The 19,149-nt window shown below is 70.9% G+C and carries 19 protein-coding genes; all 19 read right to left on the bottom strand.

All coding sequences use genetic code 11. The annotated features are described in order from the left end of the window. Window positions 1-17: 17 nt before the first annotated feature. Window positions 18-611, bottom strand: coding sequence for a Trp biosynthesis-associated membrane protein (locus H9633_RS09640; RefSeq protein ID WP_191713018.1), 594 nt, complete (start codon window positions 609-611; stop codon window positions 18-20). After that, window positions 611-964: a phosphoribosyl-AMP cyclohydrolase gene (gene hisI, locus H9633_RS09635; protein ID WP_191713017.1), complete on the bottom strand. Its 354-nt coding sequence runs from the start codon at window positions 962-964 to the stop codon at window positions 611-613. Before hisI ends, H9633_RS09640 begins: the two co-directional genes overlap by 1 nt. After that, window positions 961-1,722: an imidazole glycerol phosphate synthase subunit HisF gene (gene hisF, locus H9633_RS09630; RefSeq protein WP_191713016.1), complete on the bottom strand. Its 762-nt coding sequence runs from the start codon at window positions 1,720-1,722 to the stop codon at window positions 961-963. Before hisF ends, hisI begins: the two co-directional genes overlap by 4 nt. Next, window positions 1,722-2,564, bottom strand: coding sequence for an ATP phosphoribosyltransferase (hisG, locus tag H9633_RS09625; RefSeq protein WP_071644476.1), 843 nt, complete (start codon window positions 2,562-2,564; stop codon window positions 1,722-1,724). Before hisG ends, hisF begins: the two co-directional genes overlap by 1 nt. A 41-nt stretch (window positions 2,565-2,605) precedes the next feature. Next, window positions 2,606-2,869 carry a phosphoribosyl-ATP diphosphatase gene (locus H9633_RS09620; protein WP_071644477.1) on the bottom strand — a complete coding sequence of 88 codons (264 nt, stop codon included), beginning with the start codon at window positions 2,867-2,869 and terminating at the stop codon, window positions 2,606-2,608. Next, complete coding sequence (gene rpe, locus H9633_RS09615) at window positions 2,866-3,546, bottom strand: ribulose-phosphate 3-epimerase (protein WP_071644478.1); 681 nt, start codon at window positions 3,544-3,546, stop codon at window positions 2,866-2,868. Before rpe ends, H9633_RS09620 begins: the two co-directional genes overlap by 4 nt. Next, entirely contained in the window at window positions 3,543-4,937 is a 1,395-nt protein-coding gene (locus H9633_RS09610; RefSeq protein ID WP_318247251.1) for an RsmB/NOP family class I SAM-dependent RNA methyltransferase, read from the bottom strand. The genes rpe and H9633_RS09610 overlap by 4 nt, the downstream gene beginning before the upstream one ends. Further along, complete coding sequence (gene fmt / locus H9633_RS09605) at window positions 4,934-5,857, bottom strand: methionyl-tRNA formyltransferase (protein WP_191713015.1); 924 nt, start codon at window positions 5,855-5,857, stop codon at window positions 4,934-4,936. Before fmt ends, H9633_RS09610 begins: the two co-directional genes overlap by 4 nt. Before the next feature lie 36 nt (window positions 5,858-5,893). After that, window positions 5,894-7,873 (bottom strand): primosomal protein N' family DNA-binding protein, encoded by a 1,980-nt coding sequence (locus tag H9633_RS09600; protein ID WP_191713014.1) that lies wholly within the window; start codon window positions 7,871-7,873, stop codon window positions 5,894-5,896. 7 nt (window positions 7,874-7,880) lie between these two features. Further along, window positions 7,881-9,077, bottom strand: coding sequence for a methionine adenosyltransferase (gene metK, locus H9633_RS09595; RefSeq protein WP_071644480.1), 1,197 nt, complete (start codon window positions 9,075-9,077; stop codon window positions 7,881-7,883). 111 nt (window positions 9,078-9,188) lie between these two features. Next, complete coding sequence (gene rpoZ / locus H9633_RS09590) at window positions 9,189-9,443, bottom strand: DNA-directed RNA polymerase subunit omega (protein WP_071644481.1); 255 nt, start codon at window positions 9,441-9,443, stop codon at window positions 9,189-9,191. An 80-nt stretch (window positions 9,444-9,523) separates the two neighbouring features. Beyond that, entirely contained in the window at window positions 9,524-10,444 is a 921-nt protein-coding gene (gene gmk / locus H9633_RS09585; protein WP_191713013.1) for a guanylate kinase, read from the bottom strand. Further along, window positions 10,437-11,300 (bottom strand): orotidine-5'-phosphate decarboxylase, encoded by an 864-nt coding sequence (gene pyrF / locus H9633_RS09580; protein ID WP_071643666.1) that lies wholly within the window; start codon window positions 11,298-11,300, stop codon window positions 10,437-10,439. The genes gmk and pyrF overlap by 8 nt, the downstream gene beginning before the upstream one ends. Beyond that, entirely contained in the window at window positions 11,297-14,584 is a 3,288-nt protein-coding gene (gene carB, locus H9633_RS09575; protein WP_191713012.1) for a carbamoyl-phosphate synthase large subunit, read from the bottom strand. The genes pyrF and carB overlap by 4 nt, the downstream gene beginning before the upstream one ends. Then, entirely contained in the window at window positions 14,584-15,741 is a 1,158-nt protein-coding gene (gene carA / locus H9633_RS09570) for a glutamine-hydrolyzing carbamoyl-phosphate synthase small subunit (protein WP_191713011.1), read from the bottom strand. The genes carB and carA overlap by 1 nt, the downstream gene beginning before the upstream one ends. After that, a complete protein-coding gene (locus H9633_RS09565; protein WP_071643669.1) occupies window positions 15,738-16,244 on the bottom strand; it encodes a PH-like domain-containing protein in 507 nt (168 codons plus the stop codon). Before H9633_RS09565 ends, carA begins: the two co-directional genes overlap by 4 nt. Beyond that, window positions 16,241-17,572, bottom strand: coding sequence for a dihydroorotase (locus tag H9633_RS09560; protein ID WP_404802967.1), 1,332 nt, complete (start codon window positions 17,570-17,572; stop codon window positions 16,241-16,243). Before H9633_RS09560 ends, H9633_RS09565 begins: the two co-directional genes overlap by 4 nt. A gap of 19 nt (window positions 17,573-17,591) precedes the next feature. Further along, window positions 17,592-18,551, bottom strand: coding sequence for an aspartate carbamoyltransferase catalytic subunit (locus H9633_RS09555; RefSeq protein WP_191713009.1), 960 nt, complete (start codon window positions 18,549-18,551; stop codon window positions 17,592-17,594). Continuing rightward, the gene (gene pyrR / locus H9633_RS09550; RefSeq protein ID WP_191713008.1) at window positions 18,548-19,078 is read right to left on the bottom strand and encodes a bifunctional pyr operon transcriptional regulator/uracil phosphoribosyltransferase PyrR; all 531 of its coding nucleotides are present in this window, start codon (window positions 19,076-19,078) and stop codon (window positions 18,548-18,550) included. The genes H9633_RS09555 and pyrR overlap by 4 nt, the downstream gene beginning before the upstream one ends. Window positions 19,079-19,149 lie beyond the last annotated feature (71 nt).

Below are 19,149 nucleotides of genomic sequence, written 5' to 3'. Positions count from 1 at the left end.
TAGGCGATGCTGACAGTCTACCGGGCGGAGTCCGTCGGGTCGGTGCCGTGCGACAGCTCGTCCCACGAATCGACGGCGTCCTGCGGTCCTGTTTCGCGGTGTTCGGCTTCGGACGCCGACCGGTAGCGGCGCCCACCCGACTTCCAGCCGGGCGCGGTGGCGCACACGAAGGCGGATGCCAGCAGGAGGAGCACCCAAGCCGCCAGGGCGATCGCAGGCCAGCCTGTCGGCAGGATCGCGTCGACGATGTCGTAGAGAGCGGCGTCGCCGCTGAGTCCGGTCGCCTCCGCCACCGCCTTGGCAGCCACACTGCGGGGCGGGCCGAACAGCAGCGTCGTCGTGCCCATGATCAGGATGATCGCCGCGCCCGCCGCGAGCACCGCGAAGACGTACCGCAGCGCGATGCCGGCGATGGAGAGGGCCGCCCCGAGCGCCAGCACAGCGAGCGACAGCGGTGCGAGGAGGGTGAGCGCATCGGCTCCGACGATGAGCAGCGGCTCCGCAGCATCCGATCTCTCGACGACGAGCCAGGTCTGGGTGGACGAGATGATGCCGATCGCTCCCGCGAGCAGGAACGACAGCACCGCCAGCATGCGCGCACGACGCACCATCAGACCTCCTCCTGCACCGGGGCGAAACCGAGTTCGCGCCCGTCGAAGCAGGTGCTCGTGCCCGTGTGGCAGGCGGGACCCTGCTGGTCGACCCGCAGCAGGATGGTGTCCGCATCGCAGTCGAGCGCGACGCTCACCACCCGCTGGGTGTTGCCCGAGGTGTCGCCCTTGCGCCAGTACTCCTGACGCGATCGCGACCAGTACACCGCGCGGCCGCCGGTCAGCGTGCGCTGCAGCGCTTCGGCGTCCATCCACGCCAGCATGAGGACGTCGCGGGTGTCGTGCTGCTGCACGATCACCGGGGCGAGCCCGGCATCGTTCCAGGCGATCCGTGTGAGATCGGGCGACGTCATCGCACCACCACTCCGGCCTCCCGCAGCGCGTCCTTGACCTCACCGATCGTGAGCTGCCCGCTGTGGAACACGCTCGCGGCGAGCACGGCATCCGCCCCGGCGGCGATCGCGGGGGCGAAGTCGCCCACATCTCCCGCTCCCCCGGACGCGATCACGGGAACGGCCGACACCTCGCGCATCAGGCGCACCAGCTCGAGGTCGAAGCCGTCCTTGGTGCCGTCGGCGTCGATCGAGTTGACCAGCAGCTCGCCCGCTCCGCGCTCGATCGCCTCTCGGGCCCAGTCGAGGGCGTCGAGGGTCGTCTCGGTGCGTCCGCCGTGCGTGGTGACGACGAAGCCGGAGGGCGTCGTCGCGGCGCGCTTCACGTCGAGTGAGAGCACGAGCACCTGTGCGCCGAAGCGGTCGGCGATCGCGTCGATCAGCGCCGGGCGGGCGATCGCGGCGGAGTTGACCCCGACCTTGTCCGCTCCGACGGAAAGCAGACGAGCGACATCGTCGACGCTGCGCACGCCGCCGCCGACGGTCAGCGGCACGAACACGTTCTCGGCCGTGCGCTGCACGACGTCGTACGTCGTCGCTCTGGCATCGACCGTGGCGGTGACGTCGAGGAAGGTGATCTCATCCGCGCCCTGCGCCGCGTAGTGGGCGGCGAGCTCCACCGGGTCGCCCATGTCGCGCAGGTTCTGGAAGTTCACGCCCTTCACCACGCGCCCCGCCGCGACGTCGAGGCAGGGGATGACCCGGGCCGCGAGCGTCATCAGAGCCTCGCCGCGTCGATCGCGGTGACGAGGATCGCCCGCGCGCCCAGCGCGTACAGGTCGTCCATCACCTGGTTCACGCCCTTGCGGGGCACCATCACCCGCACGGCCACCCACGCGGGGTCGCGCAGCGGCGAGATGGTCGGCGACTCGCGGCCCCCCGCGATCTCGACGGCCTGATCGACGAGGTGGGCGGGCAGGTCGTAGTCGAGCAGCACGTACTGCCGGGCGACCATCACCCCACGCAGGCGGCGCAGCAGTCGGTCGGTTCCCGGAGCGTCGCCCGGGCGGCTGATCAGCACCGCCTCGGACTGGATGATGATCGGCCCGAAGATCTCGAGGCCGGCCTGACGCAGCGTCGTGCCGGTCTCGACGACGTCCGCGATCACGTCGGCCACGCCCAGCTGCACGGCGGATTCGACCGCGCCGTCGAGAGGGACGAGCTGCGCCGTCACGCCGTTCTCGCGCAGGAAGTCGTCGACCAGGCCGGGGTAGGCGGAGGCGACGCGGACGCCCTCGAGGTCCTCGATGGTCGCGTATCTGCCGGGAGGGGCGGCGAACCGGAAGGTCGAGCGGGCGAAGCCCAGCTGCTCGATCTCCCTCGCGTCGTCCTGCCGGACGTCGCGCAGCAGATCGCGACCGGTGATGCCGACGTCGAGCGCGCCGGACGCCACGTAGGTCGCGATGTCGCGCGGGCGGAGGTAGAAGAACTCGACGCCGCTGTCGGCGTCGATGACGTGCAGGGTCTTGGGGTCACGGCGACCGGTGTATCCGGCCTCCGCCAGCATCTCGGCGGCTGTCTCGGAGAGCGAGCCCTTGTTCGGAACGGCGATGCGCAGCATGGATGTCTTTCGTCTCTGGTGAACGGTGGTCTGAGCCTCGCTCACAGATGTCGGTAGACGTCCTCCAGGCTCAGGCCCTTGGCCAGCATCATCACCTGCAGGTGGTACAGCAGCTGGGAGATCTCCTCGGCGGCCTCGTCGTTCGACTCGTACTCGGCGGCCATCCACACCTCGGCCGCCTCCTCGACGATCTTCTTGCCGATCGCATGCACTCCGCGATCCAGCTGTGCGACGGTACCCGATCCCTCGGGTCGCTCGAGCGCGGTGGCGCTGAGCTCGGCGAACAGTTCGTCGAATGTCTTCACGATTCCAGGCTAGCCGCTCGCGCGCGCTCGCGAAGACCGATGACCGCGGCCTCGATGTCGCGGGCGCCGTAGACCGCCGATCCCGCAACGAACGTGTCAGCGCCCGCGGCCGCGGCCTGGGCGATCGTGTCGTCCGAGATGCCGCCGTCGACCTGCAGCCAGACGTCGGATCCGCGCCTGCGCGCCTCGTCGTGCAGAGCGCGCAGCTTCGGCATCGTCTCCGGCATGAAGCCCTGGCCGCCGAACCCGGGCTCGACCGTCATCACGAGGATCTGGTCGAACTCGTCGAGGATGTCGTACAGCGACTCCCCCGCCGTTCCCGGCTTGATCGCGATGCCCGCACGTGACCCGATCGCACGCAGGCGCCGCGCGAGGGCCACCGGGTCGGCGGCGGCCTCGAGGTGGAAGGTCACGCTCGCGGCTCCCAGGTCGGCATAGCCCGGTGCCCACCGGTCGGGGTCGTCGATCATCAGGTGCACGTCGAGCGGGATGGGGCTGGTCGCCTGGATCCGCTCCACCATCTGCGGGCCGAAGGTGAGGTTGGGGACGAAATGGTTGTCCATCACGTCCACATGCGCGAAGTCGGCGGTCGCGATGCGGGCGAGCTCGGTCTGCATGTTCGCGAAATCCGCGGCGAGGATGCTCGGATTGATGCGCGGTGCGGCGGGGAGGGTCACGAGGTGGTCCTTTCCGGATCGGTGCGCTGCAGCAGCGCGAGGAACATGGCGTCGGTGCCGTGCCGGTGCGGCCACAGCTGCGCGCTGCCGGCGCCGGGGCCGTCGCCGCGCGGGGCCAGATCGATGGGCGTCCGGGAGATGCCGGTCATCACCTCACGCGCGTCGAGCTCGACGATGTCGTCGCGACGGCGCAGGATCTCGGCGACGATGCCCGTCGTCTCCGCCAGATGCGGCGAGCAGGTCGCGTAGCCGACGATCCCGCCGGGCTTCACCGCGTCGATGGCGGCGTCGAGCAGCTGCATCTGCAGCTCCACGAGCTCGGCGACGTCCTCCGGCGACTTGCGCCAGCGGGCCTCCGGGCGCCGGCGCAGCGCACCGAGACCGGTGCAGGGCGCATCGACGAGGATCCGGTCGAAGGACGCCGGATGCTGTGCCGCGAACACGCGGCCGTCCTGCTCGTGCACGGGCACGTCGATCGGCAGGGGACGCACGGCATGCCGCACGAGCCCGGCGCGAGCGGGAACGACCTCGTTCGCCTCGAGCTCAGCCCCCGATTCGAGCGCGAGCGCGGCCAGCATGGCCGTCTTCCCGCCCGGCCCCGCACAGAGATCCAGCCACCGCTCCCCCGCGCGCACCGGCGCCGCTGCGGCCAACGCCAGCGCGACGAGCTGCGAGCCCTCGTCCTGCACGCGGACGGTGCCGCCGGAGTCGGAGATCACCCGGCGCGGGGCGCCGCCCGGCGACCCGAACGCGGTGGCCGCGTACGGGCGCGGTGGGGTGCCCGCCTCGGCGAGACCGGGGAGCGCGGCGAGGGTGACCTCGGGCGCATCGTTGTCGGACGCCAGCAGAGCGTCCAGCTCGTCCGCTCGGCCCTCGGCGGCGAGGGCGCGGCGGAGGGCGCGGATCACCCACACGGGATGTGCGGTGCGCAGCGCGAGACGCTCGTCGTCCGAGCGTGCGCCGGCTTCGATCCGCTGCTGCCAGGTCTCGGCGTCGTCCCGCCCGATCCGGCGCAGCACGGCGTTCGCGAACCCGGACGCCCCTCGCCCGGCCTCGGCGGCGACCAGCGACACGGATTCGTTCACCGCCGCGTGGGCGGCGACGCGCGTGGAGAGCAGCTGGTGGGTGCCGAGGCGCAGGGCGTCGAGCACCGCGGGGTCGATCTGCTCGACGGGCCGGCCGGCCGCCTCCGCGATGATCGCGTCGTACGTGCCGCGGCGACGCAGGGTGCCGTATGCGAGCTCGGTGGCGAGCCCGGCATCCTGCGGATTCAGGTTCGCTTCGACGATCAGCTTCGGCAGCAGCAGGTTGGCATACGCGTCGTCGTCCGATACGGCGCGGAGCACGTCGTAGGCGACCCAGCGGGCGGCCTGGATCTTCGGCGCGGTCACGATCCGAGCCTCACTGGTCCGGCATCGCGCATCCCGCGCCACCAGTCCGCGGCATCCATCGCTCCCTTGCCCGCCGGCTGCACGCGGGTGACCGCGAGCGGGGTCGTGCCCGTGCCGACGAACACGGCGGTCTTGGTGCCGTGCAGCAGGCCGGGGTCGAGGTGCGGTGCGTCTACCGGCGCCGGCGCCGCACCGAGGATCTTCAGCCTGGCCCCGGCGAGTGTCGTGTGTGCGCCGGGTTCGGGGGTGACGCCCCGGTAGCGCGCGTACACCTCGTCGAGTGGTGCGCTCCAGTCGATCGCGCCGTCGTCGAGGGTGAGCTTCGGGGCGAGGGTCGGCTCTCCCTCCTGCGGGTGCGCCTGGGCCGTCCCGGCGGCGATCCCGGCGACGACGTCGGCGGTGAGCGAGGCCCCGTCCTCCGCGAGCAGGTCGAGAGCGACGTCAGCCGTGGCGTCGTCCGGCACGGCGACGGAGCGCATGGCGAAGACGTCCCCGGCGTCGAGTGCGGGCACGAGCTGGAACACGGCGACGCCCAGTTCGGCGTCGCCGCCGATCAGCGCCCGCTGCACCGGTGCGGCGCCGCGCCAGCGCGGCAGCAGCGAGAAGTGCAGGTTGATCCAGCCCTTCTCCGGCGTCGACAGCAGCGGTTCGCGCACGATGCCGCCGTAGGCGACGATCACGCCGAGCTCGGCGTCGAGAGCGGCGATCTGGGCGGTCGCCTCATCATCGAGTCGCGCGGTCTTGATGACGCGCAGTCCGAGCTGCTCGGCGGCCGCGGCGACCGGCGACGGGGTCAGCACGCGCCTGCGCCCCAGCGGGGCGTCGGGGCGAGTGACGACGGCCGCGATCTCGTGCTGTGCGGCGAGGGCGCGCAGGGTCGGTACGGCGACGGCGGGGGTGCCTGCGAACACGAGGCGCATGGAAGGTTCTCCGGTCGGTCGAGCTGGTTCGGGTGATCAGATGTCGGGTTCGAGGATATCGAGATGCACCGAGAGGGGGATCCGCTGGCGCCCACGGCCGCGCCGGCTCTGCGCGGCGTCGGCGACGACGCTGGCGCGCAGCGTGTCGGCTACCTCCTGGCCGGCGGCGTACGGGAAGCGCACGAGTGCGCGCACGCGACCCTCCTCGTCGATCGGCACGGGTCCGAGCACGGCGTCCGCCGGGATGCCGATGCCGCCGAGCGCATCGAGCGCCCCGCGCACCGAGGCCGGGATCCCCTCGAGCTGCGCGAACCGGGCCGTCGGGGGCATGTGCAGCGGCATCCGCGCCTCCAGCTCGGAACGGGCGTACGCGGCGGCCGACCAGGTGGCGAGAGCGCGGGCCACGGGACCGTCTACGCCGACGAGGTGCACGGGTGCTCCGGGGGCGGCGAGGGCGGCGGCGTTCGCCCACCAGCGCAGGCACGACTCGCCGATCCGCAGCTCGGGTGCCTGCAGCATGCGTGCGCCGTCGAGCAGGATGACTGCCCGGTAGCCTCCGTCGGCGACCGGCTCGGCACCGCGGGTGGCGACGACCAGCGCCGGACGACCGTCGACGTGCTGCACCGCGTGCGCACCGTCGGAGACGATCACCCGCACGCCGGGGAACGCGCGGCCCAGCTCGTCGGCGGTGCGCTCCGTGCCCGATGATGCCAGCCGCACCTGGTCGGACGAGCACTCGACGCAGCGCCAGGAGTGCGCGGAGCGCCCGCACCACCCGCACACCGGAACGGCGCCCCGGCGTCGGGCGCCGAGCGGCCCGCCGCACTCCCGGCACCGGGCGGGATGCCGGCAGGAGGCGCAGACGAGGGTCGGGGCGAACCCGGGGCGGGCGACCTGCACCAGCACGGGGCCGTCTGCGGCTGCGGCGCGTGCGGTGGCGAAGGCGCTCGAGGGCACCCGCTGGCTGATCGTGCGCTCGAGCTCCTGCGGGGTGCTCAGCCGCACGTTCGGGATCACGCGGCGCGACGCGGTGATCTCGCGCAGCCAGGAGTGCTGCACGAGACGCTCCACGTCGGTCGAGCGGGTGTGCGCGACGAGCAGCAGCGCGCTGCCCTCCTGCTCCTGCCGGAGCAGGGCCGCGTCGCGGGCATGCACGTACGGCGCGAGCGGTTCGGCGAGCAGCGGGTCGGAGTCGTCCCAGATCGCGACGAGCGCGGCGCGAGCCGGTGAGTAGACCGCCGAGCGGTTGCCGACCACGACGCAGGGCGCCTCGTCGAGCGTCCGCAGGAATGCGCGGTAGCGGTCGGGGTTCGTCTGCCTCGCGTCATGGCGTGCGATCGCCGCTGCGGGCACGAGCTTCTCGAGCGCCGCGAGCAGCAGCTCCTGGTCGCGGTAGTCGGGCACGACCAGGATGCTCGATCTGCCGTCCGCGAGTTCCCGGGCGGCGGCGGAGGCCAGCAGCGTCGCCCATCCCGGCTCCGAGCCGCTCTGCACCGGGATCGCCTCGACGGCCGCCCGGCCCGACTGCGCGAGCACCTCCGCCAGGCCCTCGTAGCGCGTGATGACCTCGTGCGCGCGGGTCACGGCATCCGGATCGACCTCGATCGTCTCCTCGACCGGCGTCCACGCCTTCTCGACCCGCACCTGCCGTTTCGGGATGGCGAGTCGCAGGACGTCGGATGCCGAGCCCGCGGCGCGCTCCGCCGCGCGTCGCGCGAGACGGTACAGGCGGTCGGGCATGACCACCGTCGGCGAGACGACGCTCTCGATCTCGGAGAGCGTGCGGGTGGCATCGGGCTCGACGTCGATCTCGACGATGAACCCGTCGACGACGCGACCCGCGGTGCGCAGAGGCGCCTTGATGCGCACGCCCGGCACGACCTCGCCGAGCGTCTCCGGCAGCGCGTAGTCGAACAGCCGGTCCAGCTGCGGCAGCGGTGAGTCGATCAGCACCCGCGCGATGCGCCGCCCCTCCCCCGCGCTGGGCGCCGCCCGCGCGGGACGAGCCTCTGACACGACGACCTCAGAGGCCGGCGGCGCGACGCAGGTCGTCGGCGCGGTCCGTGCGCTCCCAGGTGAAGTCGGGCAGCTCGCGTCCGAAGTGCCCGTAGGCGGCGGTCTGCGCGTAGATCGGGCGCAGCAGGTCGAGCTCCTCGATGATGGCCTGCGGGCGCAGGTCGAACACCTGCGAGATCGCCTCGGTGATGGTCTCGTCCGAGACACGACCGGTGCCGAAGGTCTCGACGTAGAGCCCGACGGGACGAGCGACCCCGATGGCGTACGCGACCTGCACCTCGGCGCGGTCGGCGAGACCCGCTGCGACGACGTTCTTGGCGACCCAGCGCATCGCGTAGGCGCCGGAGCGGTCGACCTTCGACGGGTCCTTGCCGCTGAACGCGCCCCCGCCGTGCCGGGCAGCGCCGCCGTACGTGTCGATGATGATCTTGCGGCCGGTGAGACCGGCGTCGCCCTTCGGGCCGCCGGTGACGAAGGGACCGGCGGGGTTGATGTAGTACTTCAGGTCGTCGGCCAGGTCGAGGCCGGTCTGCTCGAGGACCGGGTCGATGACGACGGCGCGCACGAGCTGCTTCAGCTCGTCCTGGGAGATGTCGGGGTGGTGCTGCGTCGACAGCACGACGGCGTCGACGGTCTTCGGGGTGAAGCCGTCGTAGCCGAGCGTGACCTGCGTCTTCCCGTCTGGACGCAGGAAGTCGAGCTCGCCGGAGCGGCGGACCTCGGTGAGGCGCTCGGCGATGCGGTGCGCGGTCCACGCGGCCATCGGCATGAGCTGCGGGGTCTCGTTGGTCGCGAAGCCGAACATGATGCCCTGGTCGCCCGCGCCGAGCAGATCGCGGGGATCGGTCGATCCCCCGTCGCGCTGCTCCTGAGCCTGGTCGACGCCGTTCGCGATGTCGGTCGACTGCTCGCCCACCGAAATGCTGACACCGCACGACGAGCCGTCGAAACCGGTGTCGCTCGAGGTGTAGCCGATGCCGTTCACGACGTCGCGCACGATCGTCGGGATGTCGACGTAGCCCTCGGTGCGGATCTCACCGGCGACGTGCACCAGGCCGGTCGTGACGAGCGTCTCGACCGCCACGCGCGAGTCGCGGTCGACCGTGAGGAGTCCGTCGAGGATGCTGTCGGAGATCTGGTCGCAGATCTTGTCGGGGTGTCCTTCGGTGACGGACTCGGACGTGAACAGGCGCAGCGCGCTCATCGGGGCTCCAAAGCGGGGTCGTGGGGCGGAGCCGGTGACGGCTCGACGCCAGTGTGCATGAAGCCGCCGACATCCTGAGGAGGACGTCGGCGGCTCACAGTGCGAAGGCGATCACTCAGCGTGACGGATGCGCAGCTTGTCCTCGTTGATCTCGTGCAGGGCGATCGTGAGGGGCTTGTCCTCGACCGACGAGTCGACGAGCGGGCCGACGTTGTCGAAGAGGTTCCCCTCGTGCAGGTCGGAGTAGTAGTCGTTGATCTGACGCGCGCGCTTCGACGCGTAGATCACGAGCTCGTACTTCGACGAGACGCGCTCGAGAAGGTTGTCGATGGGCGGGTCGATGATGCCGTTGTTGTGTCCGGCCATGGTGGACCTCCTGGTCAGGCGACGGTGGCGTCGGGGGTGACGAGCTGTCGCGAAATCGATGCGGCGCGCAGCCTGAGGGCTCAGGGAGCCGAGCGACGCGCAGAGTCTGTGGCCAATTCTACGACCTCTTCGGCCGCCGTGGCGACGTCGGCGTTCACGACGAGGTAATCGAACTCGTTCTGCGCGGCCAATTCCACCCGCGCGGTGCGCAGCCGACGGGTGCGTTCCTCGGCATCCTCGGTGCCTCGGCCGACGAGACGCTGCACGAGCTCGTCCCAGCTCGGGGGCAGCAGGAAGACGAGGGATGCCGACGGCTCGGCCGCCCGCACCTGCCTGGCGCCCTGCAGGTCGATCTCGAGCAGCACGGTTCTGCCTTCGGCCAGCGCCGCGTCCACGGGCCCGCGCGGCGTGCCGTAACGGTGCTTGTTGTGCACCACCGCGTACTCGAGGAGCTGCTCGTCGGCGATGAGACGGTCGAACTCGGCGTCGTCGACGAAGTAGTAGTGCACTCCGTCGACCTCGCCGGGGCGCGGCGCGCGCGTGGTGGCCGACACCGAGAGGTGGATCTCGGGGTGGGTCTCGCGGATGCGGGCGGCGACCGTCCCCTTGCCGACCGCGGTGGGGCCGGCAAGCACCAGCAGGCGGCTGCGGGCAGGGCGCGGGTGGTGCGGCGGGAAGCGCTCGTCGAGCCAGTCCCCCAGCGCGCCGCGCTGGCGGACGCCGAGTCCGCCCAGCCGCTTGACGGGCGCGATGTGCAGCTCGGCGAGCACCCGGTCGCGCTTGCCGGCGCCGATCGCGGGCAAAGCCATCAGGAAGTCGGTGACCCGCATGGTGGCGGCGTCGGAGTCGGCATCCTCGCTCGCCTGGCGCAGCACGCTCTGCGGTGCCACGACCCGCGTGCTGAGGTCGCGTTTGAGTGCGGCGCGCGCACGGCGGCGCTCGAGCGCACGCCGGGAGGCGGCGACGCGGTCGACGTCCGGGACGGCGGGTCGTTCAGCCACGAAGGACCTCCTGATATCGCTGATTGCGGATGCTGATCGTCTCGGCGATGCCCGCCGCACCCATGCTCAGGATGCTGCGGCTCTCGCTCGCGAGCACGTTCGCCGCGACCGGACCGAATCGCGCGGTGAGGTCGGCCTCGGTCGCGCCCTGCGCCCCGAAGCCGGGCGCCAGGATCGGCGTGCCGGCGAGGATCTCGTCGCCGATGCCGACCTCCGCGCGGTCCACCGTCGCGCCGATCACGACGCCGACCGGGCCGAGCGCGCCCTCGAAGGCCGCAGAGCGGTTGACCCAGGTGACATCGCGGGTGACGCGCGCGGCGACGGTCTGCTCGTCGCCACCGGCCACATCGACCGTGCGGGCGGTCTGCAGCGCGGCCGCCTCGGGGTTGCTCGTCGCCGCGAGCACGAATACGCCCTTGTCTGCCCTGACGGCGGTGGTGAGCGTCTCACGCAGCGACTCCGGTCCGAGGTACGGGCTGATCGTGACCGCATCGGCCTCGAGCGGCGAGCCCGCCTCCAGCCACGCCGCCGCGTAGCCGGCCATCGTCGAGCCGATGTCGCCGCGCTTGGCGTCGGCGAGCACGATCAGCCCGGCATCCCGCGCGGCCGCCATGATGTCCTCCAGAGCGGCGTAGCCTCGCGACCCGAAGCGCTCGAAGAACGCGACCTGGGGCTTGACGACGGCCGCTCGGCCCGCCGCGGCATCCACCACGGCGAGTCCGAACGAGCGCAGTCCGTCGGCGTCCTGCGCCAGGCCCCACTGGTCGAGCAGGGCAGCGTGCGGATCGATGCCGACGCACAGCGGACCGAAGCGGTCCATCGCCGCCCGCAGGCGCGCTCCGAACGATTCGGTCATAGAGCGGCCTCGCGGTCGGCTGCGTACTCCTGCAGGCTGCGCACCCGGAAGCCCTCCTGGGTGGCGTCCATGCCGGTCACCGCAGCACCGAGCACGGCCATCGTGGTGAACAGCGCCTTGTCGGCGGCGACGGCCGCGGCGCGGATCTCGTACCCGTCAGCACGCGCGGCGCCGCCCGACGGGGTGTTCACGACGATGTCGATCTCCCCGTCGTTGATCAGATCGACGATGTTGCGCTCGCCGTTCTCCTGCGTCTCGCTGTACTTGGCCACGACCCGAGCCTCGATGCCGTTGCGGCTGAGGATCTCCGCCGTTCCCTCTGTCGCGACGAGCGTGAATCCGAGCTGCTGCAGGCGGTGCGCCGGGAGGATGACCTCGCGCTTGTCGGCGTCGGCGACCGAGATGAACACGGTGCCCGAGGTCGGCATCCCGCCGTATGCGGCGGACTGGCTCTTCGCGAACGCGGTCGGGAAGTCGCGGTCGATGCCCATGACCTCACCCGTCGAGCGCATCTCGGGACCGAGCACCGAGTCGACGACCTTGCCGTCGTGGGTGCGGAACCGCTTGAACGGAAGCACCGCCTCCTTCACGGCGACCGGTGCGCCCAGCGGCACCCGTGAGCCGTCCTGCGCGGGCAGCATGCCCTCGCCGATCAGCTCGGCGATGGTCGCTCCGGCCATGATGCGGCTCGCGGCCTTCGCCATCGGGATGCCCAGCGCCTTCGACACGAACGGCACGGTGCGGCTGGCACGCGGATTGGCCTCGATCACGTAGAGCACGCCGGCGCTGATCGCGAACTGCACGTTCAGCAGGCCGCGCACGCCCACGCCCTGCGCGATGGCCAGGGTCGCCGTGCGCACACGGTCGATGTCGGTGCGGCCCAGCGACACCGGCGGCAGGGTGCAGCTCGAGTCGCCGGAGTGGATGCCGGCCTCCTCGAGGTGCTCCATCACGCCGCCGATGTACAGGTCGGTCCCGTCGTACAGCGCGTCGACGTCGAGCTCGATCGCGTCGTCGAGGAAGCGGTCCACGAGCAGCGGCTTGCCCTCTTCGATGATCACCTCGCCCGCGGTGCGCACGAAGTAGTCGCGCAGCGACGGGGTGTCGTAGACGATCTCCATGCCGCGCCCGCCCAGCACGAAGCTCGGACGCACGAGCACGGGGTAGCCGATGTCCTCGGCGATCCGGACGGCGCCGTCGACGTCGATCGCCGTGCCGTTGCGGGGCGCGACGAGACCGGCGTCGTCGAGCAGGCGGGCGAACAGCTCGCGCTCCTCGGCCAGGTCGATCGCGGCGGGGCTGGTGCCGAGCACGGTGTAGCCGGCCGCCTCGATGCCCTTCGCGAGTCCCAGGGGCGTCTGCCCGCCGAGCTGGCAGACCACGCCGAGGATGGTGCCGCTGGCGGCTTCCGCGTCGAGCACCTCGAGCACGTCCTCCAGGGTCAGTGGCTCGAAGTAGAGGCGGTCGGAGGTGTCGTAGTCGGTCGAGACCGTCTCCGGGTTGCAGTTGACCATGACCGTCTCGTACCCGGCATCCGACAGCGCGAACGACGCGTGCACGCACGAGTAGTCGAACTCGACGCCCTGGCCGATGCGGTTGGGACCCGAGCCGATGATGACGATCTTGGTGCGCTCGCTCGGCGCGACCTCGGTCTCGAAATCGTAGCTCGAGTAGTGGTACGGGGTGAGCGCCGGGAACTCGCCGGCGCACGTGTCGACGGTCTTGAAGACCGGGCGCACGTCGAGTCGGTGACGGATGCCGCGCACCTCGGCCTCGTCGAGGTCGCGCAGCTGCGCGATCTGGGCGTCGCTGAAGCCGTGCTCCTTGGCCAGGCGCAGGGTGGCGCGGTCGAGCTCCGCAGCACCGGCGACGGTGTCGGCGACCTCGTTGATCAGCACGATCTGGTCGAGGAACCACGGGTCCATCGCCGTCGCGTCGAAGGCCTGCTCGATCGTCGCGCCCTTGCGCAGCGCCTGCTGCAGGACGACGATGCGTCCGTCGGTCGGGGTCTTCGCGATCTCGAGCAGCTCGTCGACCGTCCGGCTCTCGGTCCCCCAGTGGAAGCTGGAGCCGCGCTTCTCGAGCGAGCGCAGCGCCTTCTGCAGCGCGGTCGTGTAGTTGCGGCCGATGGCCATCGCCTCGCCGACCGACTTCATGGTGGTGGTCAGGGTGGCGTCGGCGGCGGGGAACTTCTCGAAGGCGAACCGGGGAACCTTCACCACGACGTAGTCGAGGGTCGGCTCGAAGCTCGCCGGCGTGACCCCGGTGATGTCGTTCGGGATCTCGTCGAGGCGGTAGCCGAGCGCCAGCTTGGCGGCGAGCTTCGCGATCGGGAATCCGGTCGCCTTCGACGCCAGGGCCGACGAGCGCGAGACGCGCGGGTTCATCTCGATGACGATGATGCGTCCGTTGGTCGGGTCGACGGCGAACTGGATGTTGCAGCCGCCGGTGTCGACACCGACCGAGCGGATGATGTCGATCGAGATGTCGCGCATCTTCTGGTACTCGCGGTCGGTGAGGGTGAGCGCGGGGGCGACGGTGATCGAGTCGCCGGTGTGCACACCGACCGGGTCGACGTTCTCGATCGAGCAGACGACCACCGTGTTGTCGGCGGTGTCGCGCATGAGCTCGAGCTCGTACTCCTTCCACCCGAGGATCGACTCCTCGAGCAGCACCTCGTTGGTCGGCGAGTCGTGCAGTCCCGCGCCGCCGATGCGGCGGAGGTCGGTCTCGTCGTAGGCGAAGCCCGAGCCCAGGCCGCCCATCGTGAACGACGGGCGCACCACGAGCGGATAGCCGAGCTCTGCGGCACCTGCGATCAGCTCGTCCATCGTGTGGCAGATGACCGACTTCGCCACGTCGGCGCCCGCCTCGATGACGAGCTCCTTGAACACCTGGCGGTCCTCACCGCGACGGATCGCGTCGACCTTGGCGCCGATCAGCTCCACGTCGTACTTCTCGAGGATGCCCCGCTCGTGCAGCGCCATGGCCGCGTTGAGCGCGGTCTGGCCGCCGAGGGTCGGCAGGATGGCATCCGGCTTCTCCTTGGCGATGATGGTCTCGATGACCTCGGGAGTGATCGGCTCGATGTAGGTCGCATCGGCGAAGTCCGGGTCGGTCATGATCGTCGCCGGGTTGGAGTTGACCAGGATGACGCGCACGCCCTCCTCGCGCAGCACGCGGCACGCCTGGGTTCCCGAGTAGTCGAACTCGCAGGCCTGACCGATCACGATCGGACCCGAGCCGATGACCAGGACGGAGTTGATGTCTTCACGCTTCGGCATCAGTTGGCGCCCTTCTTGTTCGCGATGACGAGTTCGCGGAATCTGCTGAACAGGTAGTGGGCGTCGTGCGGACCCGCCGCCGCCTCCGGGTGGTACTGCACCGAGAAGGCCGGGATGTCGAGCGCCCGAAGACCCTCGACCACCTGGTCGTTGAGCCCCACGTGGCTCACCTCCACCCTCCCGTAGCCGTGCGGGCTGTCGAACTCGCCCTCGAGCGGTGCCGCGACGGCGAAGCCGTGGTTGTGCGCCGTGATCTCGACACGGCCGGTGGCCTTGTCGATGACCGGCTGGTTGATGCCGCGGTGACCGAAGGTCAGCTTGTAGGTGTCGAGCCCCAGCGCCCGCCCGAACAGCTGGTTGCCGAAGCAGATGCCGAAGTACGGGATGCGCGCGTCGAGCACCTGCCGCAGCACGGCGACCTGCTCGTCCGAGGCGGAGGGGTCGCCGGGGCCGTTCGAGTAGAACACGGCGTCGGGCGAGGTCGACGAGATGTCCTCGAAGCTCGCGGACTGCGGCAGCACGTGCACGTCGAAGCCGAGGGCGGCCAGGTTGTCGACGGTGGACTGCTTGATCCCCAGGTCGATCACGGCGACGTTCCCGATGCGCTCGGTGGTGGCGGTGATGACGACCGGCTCGGAGACCGAGACCGTGGCCGACAGGTTCTGTCCGGCCATCTCCGGCGCGGCCGTGACCTGTCGCAGCTGCTCCTCGGCGTCCGAGGTCGCCGCGTCGCCCGAGAAGATCCCGCCGCGCATGGATCCCGTGTCGCGGGTGCGACGCGTGAGGGCGCGGGTGTCGATTCCGCTGATCCCGACGATGCCCTCGCGCACGAGGGCGTCATCAAGCGTCTCCTCCGAACGCCAGTTCGACACCCGGCGTGCGGGGTCGCGCACGATGTAGCCGGCGACCCAGATGCGCGACGACTCCTGGTCCTCGCGGTTCATGCCGGTGTTGCCGATGTGCGGCGCGGTCTGCAGCACGATCTGGCCGGCGTACGACGGGTCGGTCAGCGTCTCCTGGTAGCCGGACATGCCGGTGGCGAACACCACCTCGCCGAGCGTCGTGCCTCGGGCGCCGTATGCACGACCTTCGAAGCGGGTGCCGTCCTCGAGCACGAGCACGGCCGGCTCGGCGGGATTGACAGTGTGCGATGTCACGGGTTCTCTCCGTTCTCCGCGCCGGCGCAGAGGCGCTCGAGCTGCGGCAGGATCTCTGAGGGCCCACTCGAGGTGGGTCGGATGAAGGAATCGACGCGGACGTCATCGGTCGCCCGCCACACGAGGCGGATGAGACCGTCGCGCTCCACGACGCGGTCGATGGCGACGGTCGCCCGGTCTGCGGCGACCAGCCGCGCGGACGACAGGAACACGGTCGGCGCACCGTCGAGGCTGAACGCGACGCCCCGGTCGGTGAGCACGAGCTCGCCCCGAGCGCGGTAGGTCAGCGGTCTCACGGCGAGCCGCTCGAGAGGCTGATCGTGCGCGGTGGTGGCGACGTACAGGATCTCGTGTCTGCCGGTCACGTCGGCATGCTCGGGCACGCCGAGCGGGGCGGTCAGACCGGAGTCCCGCCGCAGGCGCCGGCGCCAGCCGATGAACATCGAGAGCAGGATCAGCGCGGCGACGAGGGCGATGATCAGCGCGGCGAGTTCGCGCGTCACTTCGACTCGCTTCGCTCGCTCAGCACATCGCACTTCGACTCGCTGCGCGCGTTCAGCTCCTCGACGAGGGCTCCCCCGTCGACCGTCACGACACCGCCGTGGATGGTCCACTGCACGCGGCCGGGCAGCTCGCGTCCGAGGTAGGGCGAGTTGTGACTGCGCCCGTGCAGATCGGACTCGGTGAACACCCCGGGCACGCTCGGGTCGTACAGGGTGACGTGCGCGGGGCGTCCGACCTCGAGCGCGCCGAAGCCGTCGAGGCGTCCGATGCGGGCGGGGGCGGCGCTCATGACCCGGGCGACGTCGGCCCAGTCGAGCTGGCCGGTGGCGACCATCGACTGATGCACGACGCGCAGCGCGCTCTCGAGTCCGACCATGCCGTTCGCGGCGGCCTGCCACTCGCACGCCTTGTTCTCGGCCGGGTGCGGGGCGTGGTCGGTCGCCACGATGTCGATCGTGCCGTCGGCCAGACCCTCGCGCACGGCCATCACGTCCTCGATGGTGCGCAGCGGCGGGTTGACCTTGTACCGGGCGTCGTAGTCGCGCACGAGTTCGTCGGTCAGCAGCAGGTGGTGGGGGGTGACCTCGGCGGTGACCTGGATGCCGCGCTTCTTGGCCCAGCGGATGATGTCGACCGATCCGGCTGTGGAGAGGTGGCAGACGTGCAGGCGGGAGCCGACGTGCTCCGCGAGCAGCACGTCGCGGGCGATGATCGACTCCTCGGCGACGGCCGGCCAGCCGGTGAGCCCGAGCTCGGCCGACACGACGCCCTCGTTCATCTGCGCGCCCTCGGTCAGACGGGGGTCCTGGGCGTGCTGTGCGATGACGCCGTCGAACGACTTCACGTACTCCAGGGCGCGCCGCATGATCAGCGGATCCCAGACGCAGGAGCCGTCGTCGCTGAAGACGCGCACCCTGGCGCGGGACCCGGCCATGGCGCCGAGCTCGGCGAGTCGCTCGCCCTTCTGCCCGACGGTGACGGCGCCGATCGGCTGCACCGTCGCGTATCCGGCTGCCTCGCCGAGCGCGAGCTCCTGCTCGACGACACCGGCGGTATCGGCGACGGGCTGCGTGTTCGGCATGGCGAACACGGCGGTGAAACCGCCGGCCGCCGCGGCGCGCGTGCCCGTCAGGACGGTCTCGGACGTCTCGAAGCCGGGCTCGCGCAGGTGGGTGTGCAGGTCGACGAGGCCGGGCAGCGCGACCAGGCCCGCAGCGTCGATGACGCGCGCTCCCGAGCGGGTGAGCCCGGTGCCGATCTCGGCGATGACGCCGTTCTCGATCACGATGTCGGCGCTGTCGCGCCCCAGCAGCTGGACGCCTGCGATGACGAGGGTCTGGCTCACTTCACTTCCCCTCTTCGTCGTGGCGCTCGCCTGCAAGCAGCAGATAGAGCACCGCCATGCGTACCGAGACCCCGTTGGTGACCTGCTCCAGCACGGTGGAACGGGGGGAGTCTGCGGCTTCGGATGAGATCTCGAGCCCGCGGTTCATCGGTCCCGGGTGCATCACAATGCTATCGTCCGGCAGGGTCGCCGCGCGCACCGCATCCAGACCCCACAGCCGGGAATACTCCCGTTCAGTGGGGAAATACGCGGCGTGCATCCGCTCGGCCTGGATGCGCAGCATCATGACGGCGTCCGGCCCGGCGGCGAGGGCGGCGTCGAGGTCGTAGAGCACGCGCACCGGCCACTGCGTCACGTTCTGCGGCACGAGTGTCGGCGGGGTGACCAGCGTGACGTCCGCCCCGAGCGTCGACAGCAGCCACACGTTCGAGCGCGCGACGCGCGAGTGCAGCACGTCGCCGACGATCACGACGCGCAGCCCTGTGAGGTCACGGCCGCGGCTGTCGCTGCCGTAGCGGCGCTTGCGGATCGTGAAGGCGTCGAGCAGCGCCTGGGTGGGATGCTCGTGCGTGCCGTCGCCGGCGTTCACGACGCCGGCGGAGATCCAGCCGCTCGTCGCGAGTGTGCGGGGTGCTCCGGATGCCGAGTGGCGCACCACCACGGCATCCGCACCCATCGCCTGCAGGGTCTGGGCGGTGTCCTTCAGGCTCTCGCCCTTCGAGACGCTGGAGCCCTTCGCGGCGAAGTTGATCACGTCGGCGGAGAGCCGCTTCGCCGCAGCCTCGAACGAGATGCGGGTACGCGTGGAGTCCTCGAAGAAGAGGTTGACGACGGTCTTGCCGAGCAGCGTCGGAAGCTTCTTGACCTCGCGCGACTGGGTGTCGGCCATGTCCTCGGCGACGTCGAGGATGCGCAGGGCCTGCTCGCGATCGAGGGTGCGGGTGTCGAGCAGATGCCTCATGATTCGATCGTCACCTCGTCGGCACCGTCCAGTTCGCGCAGGCGCAGGTTCACCCGCTCCGCGCGGGAGGACGGGATGTTCTTGCCCACGAAGTCGGGGCGGATCGGCAGCTCGCGATGGCCGCGATCGATGAGGATCGCCAGGCGCACCGCCGACGGGCGGCCGATGGACTGCAGGGCGTCGAGCGCCGCGCGGATGGTGCGGCCTGAGAACAGCACGTCGTCGACGAGCACGACGGTCTTCTGATCGATGCCACCGGCGGGGATCTCGGTGCGCTTCGGCGCGCGCGTCGGGTGCTTCGACAGGTCATCGCGGAACAGCGTGATGTCGAGGGATCCGACCGGGATCTCGGTGTCGGCGATGCCGGAGATGACCGAGCCGAGCCGCTCGGCCAGCGTCACTCCCCTGGTCGGGATGCCGAGGAGCACGAGCCCGTCGGCGCCTCGGTTGGATTCGAGGATCTCGTGGGCGATGCGCGTCAGGGCGCGCGAGATATCGGCTTCGTGCAGCACAGTGCGTGCAGACAACGGCCACTTCCCTTCTCCGCCTCACAGGACGGTGTTAAAGGTTCGGTGATGGTGAAAGTCTAGCTGAGACC

This window comes from Microbacterium commune (genome assembly GCF_014836945.1).
In the GTDB taxonomy this organism is placed as follows: Bacteria; Actinomycetota; Actinomycetes; order Actinomycetales; family Microbacteriaceae; genus Microbacterium; species Microbacterium commune.
The sequence above is the reverse complement of the archived record's forward strand: the minus strand, read 5'-3'. Positions and strand labels throughout refer to the sequence as shown.